The organism is Nocardia sp. NPDC004168 (assembly GCF_040610355.1).
In the GTDB taxonomy this organism is placed as follows: Bacteria; Actinomycetota; Actinomycetes; order Mycobacteriales; family Mycobacteriaceae; genus Nocardia; species Nocardia sichangensis.
The window spans coordinates 105482-113801 of sequence record NZ_JBEXME010000023.1 but is presented as its reverse complement, the minus strand read 5'-3'; the positions used below and the strand labels follow the sequence as shown (position 1 = coordinate 113801).

The 8320-nt window shown below is 67.8% G+C and carries 6 protein-coding genes; 4 read left to right on the top strand and 2 right to left on the bottom strand.

The window, feature by feature from the left end:
- Positions 1-547: 547 nt before the first annotated feature.
- Both ABZW96_RS29740 and ABZW96_RS29735 read right to left on the bottom strand, forming a co-directional pair.
- Complete coding sequence (locus ABZW96_RS29740; protein ID WP_355078963.1) at positions 548-949, bottom strand: nuclear transport factor 2 family protein; 402 nt, start codon at positions 947-949, stop codon at positions 548-550.
- A gap of 67 nt (positions 950-1016) precedes the next feature.
- Positions 1017-1985, bottom strand: coding sequence for a WYL domain-containing protein (locus ABZW96_RS29735; protein ID WP_355078962.1), 969 nt, complete (start codon positions 1983-1985; stop codon positions 1017-1019).
- Positions 1986-2048: 63 nt separating this feature from the next.
- Between ABZW96_RS29735 and ABZW96_RS29730 the strand changes: the two genes are divergently transcribed.
- From ABZW96_RS29730 to ABZW96_RS29715, 4 genes are all read left to right on the top strand, one after another.
- Positions 2049-4337: an excinuclease ABC subunit UvrA gene (locus tag ABZW96_RS29730; protein WP_355078960.1), complete on the top strand. Its 2289-nt coding sequence runs from the start codon at positions 2049-2051 to the stop codon at positions 4335-4337.
- A 38-nt stretch (positions 4338-4375) separates the two neighbouring features.
- Positions 4376-5254 carry a glycosyl hydrolase family 32 gene (locus tag ABZW96_RS29725; protein ID WP_355078958.1) on the top strand — a complete coding sequence of 293 codons (879 nt, stop codon included), beginning with the start codon at positions 4376-4378 and terminating at the stop codon, positions 5252-5254.
- A gap of 119 nt (positions 5255-5373) precedes the next feature.
- Positions 5374-6786, top strand: coding sequence for an L-fucose/L-arabinose isomerase family protein (locus tag ABZW96_RS29720; protein ID WP_355078956.1), 1413 nt, complete (start codon positions 5374-5376; stop codon positions 6784-6786).
- Positions 6787-6788: 2 nt separating this feature from the next.
- Positions 6789-8270, top strand: a complete 1482-nt coding sequence (locus ABZW96_RS29715; protein WP_355078980.1) for an FGGY-family carbohydrate kinase — start codon at positions 6789-6791, stop codon at positions 8268-8270.
- Positions 8271-8320 lie beyond the last annotated feature (50 nt).

Here is an 8320-nt window from a genome sequence, read left to right as displayed (position 1 = left end):
TGAATCAGAAATATCTAAACTAGAGTCCGAAAACCCAGCAAAACAATCGCCAGCCGGAAATTAGCTGACTAAAAATGTCCGACCCTCCACACGGGAAGTGAAAAGGCCGGAACCAAAAATATTTGGCACTGACATTCATCGACACACTATTGAGTTCTCAAAGAACACACGCACACACATTCAATCCGAACTACTTCGGACCTTCAGTGAGGCAACTTTTCCAGCTTAGCTCATTCGCTCACCCGATCAAAATCGGGCTCCCGATCGAGCCAGTGTGATCGTCAGGCGCTCCTCGTCCTACCTCGTTTCCCGGTCCTTCCGCTCGGCGTCTCCGCCTCGCTTCTCGGCTCCGGGTCGGTGTCCGTGTCGCTCTGACTTGGAATAAGTTACGCGGCGGATAACGCTTCGTCAAATCGCCTGCCCAGCGCGCTTTTTCGCAGGTCAGCGGCGTGCGCGCGGCGAAACTCCGGCGCGAATGACACAAGTGTGATTCAGACCACGACAAGATCGATTGGCAGCGCTTCTACGACAATGCGCCCGTCGGCGATCAGCCACCCAGCGGAGCGCGGCGCGGAATGACTTTGCGATACGTGATCCGCCAGCCGACGGGTTCTCGCACCACCACGTCCTCATACGTAACGCTTCCGCAGCGACCATCGGCGGCGATCCCGATTCCCTTCGACAACACCTGTGCGCGGTCGGCCTCACTTTCGGTGACGATCACATTCGTGACGTGATGGCCGACCGGATTCGCGTCGCCGAGCGCGAGGGCCGCGTCGCGCACAGCGGCGATGCCGCGCAATTCGCCGTATCCCATGGCGGTCAGGTCGTAGACGATCTCCGCGCTGAACAACTCGTCCATGCGATCCAGTTCGCCCGCATCGATGATGTGGCCGTGCCGGGCGATGAGGTCGGTGATATCGAGGCGGTCTTCCACTGAGAGCGTCATGCGCAGCACCGTAGTGCCGCTTCCGGCATCGGGCAGCCGAATATCCGCACGCCGCGGCGGCCTTCGCTCAGTCAGGCTTGTCCGCCGCACGAAGCAGTTTGGCGCCGAGCCGGGCGAGCAGGTCTTTCATCTCGACGGGTTCGACGACCTCGAAGTCCAGGTCCAGGTGCGCGATGCGGAGGGCGGTCCACTCCAGCGAATCCGCGGAGGTGCGCAAGAGGCAGGTTCGCTCGTCCAGCGGTTCGACTTCCTCCGCGCGAACGCGGAACGTCTCGGCCAGCACGGCGGCGCGGGCATGCACCCGCAGCACCACGGGACGAACCGGTCTGGAGCGCGCCAACTGGCTGGTCACGAAACTCGCCGCGTCGGCGGTGGGCAGCGCGCGAGGTGCGCAGCGTATTCCGATCGGCCGCGGTGACGTCACACGGTCGACGCGGAAAGTGCGCCAATCGGCGCGGTCGACATCCCAGGCGACCAGGTACCAGCGCCGACCCGCCGAGACCAGACTGTGTGGTTCGGCGAGGCGGCTGCTTTCCGTATCGGTCTTGTCGCGGTATCGGAAGCGGATCCGCTCGCTGTCGCGCGCGGCGGCGGCCAGGGCGACCAACACCTCGGGATCGATCATCGGACCGGCGGCGGGCCCGCCGAGCGAGACGGTGGTGGCGTCTATCGCGTCGACTCGGCGGCGCAAGCGCGACGGCAGGACCTGCTGCAGCTTCACCAAGGCGCGAGCAGCCGATTCCTCGATACCCGCGACCGCGCCCTGCGCCGCGCCGCGCAGTCCGAGCGTGATCGCGACCGCTTCCTCGTCGTCGAGCAGCAGCGGCGGCAGTGCCGCGCCCGCTTCCAGGCGGTATCCGCCGATCGCGCCGAGGCTCGCGACCACCGGATACTCCAGCTCACGCAGACGCTCCACGTCCCGGCGCACCGTCCGCACCGTGACGCCGAGCCGCGCGGCCAGTTCGGGACCGCTCCATTCGCGGCGCGTCTGCAACAGCGACAGCAGCTGGAGCAGTCGCTCGGCGGTCCGGGTCACGTACTCGAGTATGGCCGCGAAGGAGGACAGAAACCGACCTCATCGCTGCCTAGCGTGAGGTCCGTGCATGCAGATCGAGACACCATCAGGATCGTCGGGGCTCGTGAGAACAATCTGCGCGATGTCTCGCTGACGATCCCCAAAGGCAAGATCGTGGTCTTCACCGGCGTCTCCGGTTCGGGCAAGTCGTCGATCGTCTTCGGGACCGTGGCGGTCGAATCGCAGCGGCAGCTCAACGAGACCTTCCCCTGGTTCATCCGCAATCGGCTGCCCAAATACGAGCGTCCGGAGGCGGACGCGATCGACAACCTGGCGCCCGCCGTCGTCGTCGATCAGAAGCCGATCGGCGGCAATTCTCGTTCCACGGTCGGGACCATGACCGACATCCACTCCGTCATCCGCGTCCTGTTCTCCCGGCACAGCGTGCCGAGCGCGGGCGAGGCCACGCGCTATTCGTTCAACGATCCGCTGGGCATGTGTCCCGCGTGCGGCGGTCTCGGCAATGTGGTGCGGCCGGATCTGGGCAAGCTCATCGACCGCGGCAAATCGCTCAACGAGGGCGCCATCACCTTCGGGCCCTTCGCGGTCGGAACGTTCCAATGGCAGCTCTACGCCGAGTCGGGGCTCTTCGATCCGGACAAGCCGCTGCGGGACTTCACTACCGAGGAATGGCAATTGTTCCTGCACGGCAAGGGTTTCCGGGTGCCGCGCAAGAATCGGAACGGTTCGGCGGGAAACAACGCGTACGAAGGCCTGTTGGAGCGGTTCGACCGCCTCTACGTCAAGCGTGATCTCACCGCGTTGTCGGACAAGAATCGCGAAGCCGCCCGCGCGGTGGTCACCGAGGAGGTCTGCCCGGACTGCGGGGGCGCACGGCTCAACGCCGCCGCGCTGGCGAGCCGGATCGATGGGCTCGGCATCGCCGACTACGGCAGGCTGGAGATCACCGACCTCATCGAGGTGCTCGACCGCCTGGACGATCCGGTGGCTCGGCCGATCGCCCAGGCCGCCGTCGCCCGGTTGCGCCGGATCGAGGAGGTCGGGCTCGGCTACCTGTCGCTCGATCGGGAAACCGCCACCCTGTCCGGCGGCGAGGCGCAGCGCCTGAAGGTCGTCCGGCATCTCGGCTCCAGCCTCACCGGCATGACCTATATCTTCGACGAGCCCAGCGTCGGCATGCATCCCCGGGATGTCGGGCGGCTGAACACTCTGCTGAGCCGGCTGCGGGACAAAGGGAACACGGTGCTGGTGGTGGAGCACTCCCCCGATGTCATCGCCGTCGCCGACCATGTGGTCGACATGGGGCCTGGCGCCGGTTCCCGCGGCGGGCAGGTGGTGTTCCAGGGCACCGTCGATCGCTTGCGGCGTGCGGAGACGCCGACCGGTGCGGGCCTGCGCCGGGTGCGGCGGGTGAAGGAGGACGTCCGCGAGCCGGCGGGATGGCTCACCGTCGCCGATGCCGACGCCTACAACCTGAAGAACCTCACCGTACGGTTTCCGACGGGCGTGCTCACGGCGGTGACCGGGGTGGCGGGCTCCGGGAAGAGCACGCTGGTGTCCGGCGCGTTCGTCGCGGCGCATCCGCAGGTCATCGCGGTGGACCAGGCCGCGATCGCCGCCTCCCGGCGCTCCAGCCCCGCCACCTATCTCGGCATCATGGATCCGCTGCGTCAGCTGTTCGCCAAGCGGCACGGTGTCCGACCGGGCTTGTTCAGCTTCAATTCCGACGGCGCGTGCGGCGAATGCGACGGCGCCGGAGTGATCTTCACCGACCTGGCGTACATGGATCCGGTCACCACGATCTGCCAGGCCTGCCACGGACGCCGATACCGTCCGGAGGCGCTCGCTTACGAGATTCGCGGGGCGTCCATCGCCGACGTGCTGGAGATGCCCGCGGCGGAAGCGCTGGACTTCTGGGCCGCGGACGGGGACCGGCGGATCGGCACGCCGTTGCGGTCGCTGCTCGACGTCGGTCTCGGGTATCTCACCCTTGGCCGGTCGTTGTCCTCCTTGTCCGGTGGCGAACGCCAGCGCGTCAAGCTGGCCGATCACCTCCAGCGTCGCGCCGAAGCCGCTGTCTACGTGCTGGACGAGCCGACCACGGGGCTGCACATGGCCGATGTCGACGCGCTGGTCGGGCTGCTGGACCGGCTGGTCGACGCGGGCAACACGGTGATCGTCATCGAGCACGACCTGGACGTCGTCGCTCGGGCCGACTGGGTGATCGACCTCGGACCCGACGGCGGAAAGCACGGAGGCGAACTCGTTTTCGCCGGGACACCGGCGGACTTGCTGGCCGACGACCGGTCGCTGACCGCGGAATACCTGCGGCGCAGTGTCGTTGCCCGATGATTCCGCCACCGAGGACGTGATCGCGGCATCATGAATCCATGGCGACACGGGAGGTGGTCCGGGCGGGAGCTTTCGCGCGGATCTACGATCCGAGCGCCGGGGAGTCGGAAGCCTGGTACATCAACGATCACACATTCGTTCGCGACGCCGCCGGGAGGTGGCACCTTTTCGGGATCACCCACCCTGAGCCCGCGGATCCGTTCGACGAGATCGAGTTCGCTCACGCCACCGCCGACCGGCTGCACGGTGCGTGGACCAAGCATGCCTCCGCGTTGCGGGTGGACCGGGACTACGGGGAGACGCATCTGTGGGCGCCTTATGTGCTCGGCGCTCACGGCCGGTACTACATGTTCTACGCCGCGGGCGGCGCCGACCGCACCGCCGCGGCGATGAACCTGGCGACCTCGCCCGACCTGTTCCACTGGACCAGATCGGCGGAGGGCCCGCTGTTCCGCGACGGCTACGACGCTCGCGATCCCATGGTGGTGCGCGTCGGCGAACAATGGGTGATGTACTACTGCGCGACCAGCGCCCCGGCGGGTGGTCACCATGTCGTCGCCTACCGCACCAGCGCCGACCTCCTGCACTGGGGCGATCGGCACATCGCGTACACGGACCCGGCCAAAGGCACCGAGGCGGGCAACACCGAATCGCCTTACGTCCTCCGGTACGGGGGATGGTGGTACTTGTTCATCGGTCCGCGCCCGCATTACGCCGGCACCGACGTCTTCCGCAGTGACAATCCTTTCCATTTCCGCATCGGCGACAAGGTCGGACACATCGCGGCGCACGCCGCCGAGGTGGTCGACGAGGACGGCCGCTGGTGGATCACCAGTGCGGGGTGGGGACAGGGCGGGGTACATCTGGCGCCGCTCGGCTTCCCGCAGTCGCGGGTCGTCAAAACGGTTCCGCGCTAAGCGGTCCGAAGCACCGGGCCGAGCGCTATTTCGGCGAAACGCGTCTCCGAGCGCGGTCGCGGCTGGTATCTCTTGAGCGAGTCGAACTCTCCGATCACCCACCTACGGGAGGGACCGGCATGGCCCGTATCGGCATCATCAGCATCTCCGATGGCCGCGACTATGTGCATGCGGGCATCGCCGATTTCATCGCCTCCACCGAGGACCGGCTGGTGGCCGCGCTCGCGGACGCGGGCCACGATGTGGTCCGTGGCGCGGCGCCGATCAGCGACAACGCGTCGGCCGGTGCGGTGGCGCGCGCGGTCGCCGCGGCGGGCGTCGATCTCACCGTCCTGCATTACGCGGTCTGGGCGTTCCCGCATTTCACCATGCTGGCGGCGGGCGCGATTCCGGGGCCGCTGCTGTTGCTGTCGAATATCGACCCGGTCCAGCCGGGAATGGTGGGCATGCTCGCCGCCGGAGGTGCGCTGGATCAGATCGGACGTCGGCACAGCAGGCTGTGGGGCGATCCGTCCGATCCCGAACTCATCGACGCGATCGGCGTGCGCGCGCGGGCCGCGGCAGCCGTGGCGAGCCTGCGCGGTTCGACGTTCGGGCGCTTCGGTGGGCGGCCGATGGGCATGAACACCGCGGTCGCCAACACCGATCAGTGGCAGCGCGTGTTCGGCATCGACGTCGAGGAAATCGATCAGTGGGAGATCGTGCGGCGCGCGGAACTGGCCGACGCGGGCGAGGCGAAGGCCGCGCGCGAGTGGCTGGAGCGCAACACCGCGGGCGTGTACTACGACGGCGCCAAGCTCACCCCGCAACTGCTGGAACGTCAGATCCGCTCGTACCTGGCGGTGCGCGAGCTGATCGACGAGTGGCGCCTGGATTTCTCGGGGATCAAGGGGCAGCCCGAGCTCACCCAGTATTTCGCCACCATGGACGTCACCGAGGCCTTCCTCAACGATCCCTACGACTGGAACGGACCGAAGGAGCCGCACGTCTGCGCGACCGAGGCGGACATGGACGGCGCGCTGACCATGCAGCTGCTCAAAGGGATCGCGGGCACCCCGGTGCTGTTCGCCGACGTCCGGCACTATCACGCCGATCGGGACATCTGGGATCTCTGCAATTCCGGCCAGCACGCCACCTGGTTCGCCGCCCGCAGCGACGATCCGGCGGAGAACCTGGCGAAGGTGCACTTGTACCCGGAGGTGTTCTTCTTTCCCGCGGGCGGCGCCTCGGTTCATCATCTGGCCGCGCCGGGCCGGATGACTCTCGCCCGGCTCACCCGGCTCGACGGCGACTACCGCATGCAGCTGATGCTCGGCGAATTCGAGGAATACGACGAGCAGACCAACGAAGCCCTGATGAAGCAGTCGACCCGGGAATGGCCGCACGCGTTCGCCCGGCTGGACGCGCGCGCCGAGGATTTCCTGAACCGCTTCGGCGCCAACCACATTCACGCGGTGCCCGGCGACCACCGCGAAGCCGTGCGCGCGACGTGCGAATTGCTCGACGTCACGGTGGACGAGTTCACGCGGTGACGATGTTTCTCGGTATCGACATCGGGACCTCGAGTTCGAAGGGCGTGCTCACCGACGCGCGCGGCACGGTCATCGCCAGGGCCGAGCGGGCGCATGAGGTATCCATGCCGCACCCCGGCTGGGTCGAGCACGACGCGGAGAAGGTGTGGTGGGCGGATTTTCTCGCACTCGCCAGTGAGCTGGTGGCGGCGGCCGGCGGCGCCGCGCTCGAGGGACTCGCGGTGTCCGGCATCGGCCCGTGCCTGTTGCCCGCCGACGCGAAGGGCAGGCCGTTGCGCCCGGCCATCCTCTACGGCGTCGACACCAGGGCGAGCGTCGAGATAGCGGAACTGAACGACGAATTCGGCGCGCGGGCCGTGCTCGACCGCGCCGGATCGCCGCTGACCAGCCAGGCTGTCGGCCCGAAAGTCCGGTGGCTGGCCCGGCACGAGCCGGATGTCGCCGCACGCACCGCGATGCTGCTGATGGCGAGTTCTTTCCTGGTGCACCGGCTCACCGGCCGGTACGTGCTGGACCACCAATCGGCCAGTCAGTGCGTGCCCCTCTACGACCTGCGCGAACGTGCCTGGGCGAGCGACTGGGCCGAGCGGATCGTGCCGGGCTGGCGGCTGCCGGAGCTGGCCTGGCCCACCGAGATCGTGGGCCGGGTGAGCGCGGACGCGGCGGCCGCGACCGGACTTCCGTCGGGGCTGCCCGTCACCACCGGGACCATCGATGCCTGGGCCGAGGCGGCCAGCGTCGGCGTCCGCGCTCCGGGCGACGCGATGATCATGTACGGCACCACCATGTTCCTGGTGCAGGTGCTCACCGACCCGCGCCCACATCCCGGCCTCTGGGGCACCTGCGGCACCTGGCCGGGCACGTATACCCTCGCCGCGGGCATGGCCACCTCCGGCGCGGTCACCGACTGGCTGCGCAAGCTCGTGGGTGGCGAGTTCACCGACTTGGTCGCCGCGGCAGCGGAGGTGCCCGCGGGGAGCAGGGGGTTGCTCGCGCTGCCCTATTTCGCCGGGGAACGCACGCCCTTGTTCGATCCGGACGCGCGCGGCATCGTCGCGGGATTGACCCTCGGGCACGGACGGGCCGAGCTCTACCGCGCGGTTCTGGAGGGCATCGCCTACGGAGTGCGCCACAACCTCGAGGCCATGACCGAAGCAGGCGGGCAGGCGGGACGTCTGGTCGCGGTGGGCGGCGGCACCAGAGGCGGGCTGTGGACCCGAATCGTCTCCGATGTCACCGGGCTGCCGCAGCAATTGCCCGCCGATACCGTCGGGGCGAGTCTCGGCGACGCCCTGCTCGCGGCCGAGGCCGCCGGGATCGACACCTCCGGGTGGAATCCCGTCGTCGACACCGTGCGACCGCAGCCCGAAAGTGTCGCGATCTACGACGAGTACTACCGGCACTACCGCGATCTGTACGATCGGACGACGAATATCGCGCATTTCCTCGCGGCCGAACAGCACCGCGCCGGGGCGGCTTCCTGATCGCGAATATCCGTGCGACGATGCACAGTTGCTCCGCGGAACGATACGAG

What these genes read in the sequence shown, in the direction of transcription:
- ABZW96_RS29715 (WP_355078980.1), top strand. Translation starts at nt 6,789, where the DNA reads ATGTTTCTCGGTATCGACATCGGGACCTCGAGTTCGAAGGGCGTGCTC.
- ABZW96_RS29740 (WP_355078963.1), bottom strand. Translation starts at nt 949, where the DNA reads ATGACGCTCTCAGTGGAAGACCGCCTCGATATCACCGACCTCATCGCC.
- ABZW96_RS29725 (WP_355078958.1), top strand. Translation starts at nt 4,376, where the DNA reads ATGGCGACACGGGAGGTGGTCCGGGCGGGAGCTTTCGCGCGGATCTAC.
- ABZW96_RS29720 (WP_355078956.1), top strand. Translation starts at nt 5,374, where the DNA reads ATGGCCCGTATCGGCATCATCAGCATCTCCGATGGCCGCGACTATGTG.